Origin of the sequence: Anaerobium acetethylicum (assembly GCF_900096945.1) — a bacterium.
GTDB lineage: Bacteria > Bacillota > Clostridia > Lachnospirales > Lachnospiraceae > Anaerobium > Anaerobium acetethylicum.
In genome coordinates this window covers 1-1,590 of sequence record NZ_FMKA01000097.1, presented here as the reverse complement: position 1 = coordinate 1,590, position 1,590 = coordinate 1, and the positions used below count along the sequence as shown (strand labels likewise).

The 1,590-nt window shown below is 40.6% G+C and carries 1 protein-coding gene; it reads right to left on the bottom strand.

Annotation, left to right across the window (positions count from 1 at the left end):
• Positions 1 to 6 precede the first annotated feature (6 nt).
• Positions 7 to 1,473: an IS5 family transposase gene (locus BJR36_RS19935; protein WP_139133600.1), complete on the bottom strand. Its 1,467-nt coding sequence runs from the start codon at positions 1,471 to 1,473 to the stop codon at positions 7 to 9.
• Positions 1,474 to 1,590: the final 117 nt, after the last annotated feature.

Sequence of the window (1,590 nt, the reverse complement as noted above, 5' to 3'; positions counted from 1 at the left end):
TGCTGATTAAATCGCTTCCGATTGAAAATCAGCAGGTCTTTTCCACAAATTTTGTACCAGCAAAAAAAGTGCAAAAAGTATTCGTGCCTGAATCTTGAAAAGATTCGTCACGAATACAGATAATGCGATAGAAGTAAGCGTGGTTTCTTCCAGTTTTGTCCGGATAAGACCCATTCCATAGCAACGTTTGCTTAGACTGAACGTTCTTTCTACTTCGATTCTATCTGTATTATCTTGATATTCTTGCCTTTTATCTTCTTTGGCTGTTTCGCTTGGTCGCCCAAGCTTGGGACCAGATAGTCGGATTCTATGTGACTTGCAGAAGTGCCGATTGTCTCTGGTCCGATAGATTTGATCAGCTAACACGCGTTCCGGATAATGGCCTGTCCGTTCCTTGAAACGATTGATTGTATCAATTAAGACCGTGCTTTCATTGTATGCATCGTAGGATATCTTTTCAATCCTTCCGTAGCCGTTATCATCCAGACTCAGGTCAAACTTGGCTCCGAATTCTACCGGAGTTTTGGTTTTTCCTCTTACTATCGGTCGGAGCCATGGCTGAGTAATGCTTACGATACGCTCAGGAACACTATGCACTTTGTTTTTGTACATATAGTTTTGTTGTTCAAACAGTTTGTAAATCGTCAAGAAAAGTGAGATTTCTTTCTTTGTCGGCGCATAGCCATCTGCCATGAAGACCTCAAGATACTTGATGTCACGATTCACATAAGAAAGTTGCTTACGAATGGTTGCACGAATCTTTTTTGAACTGCGTTTCTTAGTCTTTGCCAGTGCGAGATAGTTCTTTCGTGCCTGCCTTCTGTACATTCTTGGTCTTGCCAAGCCATAGGATTTACAGAAACGAATTATCATGGTTTCCAATTTTTCTCTTGCTTCATTCAAAAGAGAAAAATCCTGAGGATAACGGATGTTTGCCGGTGCACAAGTTGCGTCAATCATGAGAGTTCCTTTGTTGTCACTCGTTTCTTCCTCATCAGCATCTGGTGCTCCTGCACCAGATGTCGGTGGGGTTGTGTCATCATCATGGGACTCATCCTCATCAGCTTTATTATTCGTGGCTGCAAGCATATATTCGTTTGCTTCCATGATAATATCCAGTTTCAAGCGTTTACGAAAAAGCACTAAAGTACTGGCATCAATCGGTGGTTCTTCTTGATATCCGGGAAGTCCTATAAAATACTGATAATACGGATTCTCCGTCAGCTGTTCTACTAATTCACGGTCAGAATACTGATACTTTGTCTGTATAATCAAGGCACCAAGGGCAAGGCGGAGTGGTTTTGCAACATTTCCTTTTTTGCCTTTGAACAACCTTGCATATTTCTGCTCGAACTGCTCCCATGGAATGGCATCAGCCATTTTTATCCAACGGTTATTCGGATTCATATGAAGTCCAAGTGGTTGATTGAAACAGAGAAAGTTACTTTGAGAATGATCCGTAGTTTTGTACACGATTTCGGCCCCTTTTCATGATAAATATTCGAAAAACTGCAAGAAAAACATTTCAGCAAATCAAAAACCCTTGCATATATTTTATCATAAAACGTCGAGAAAATCAGTAAAATCAAT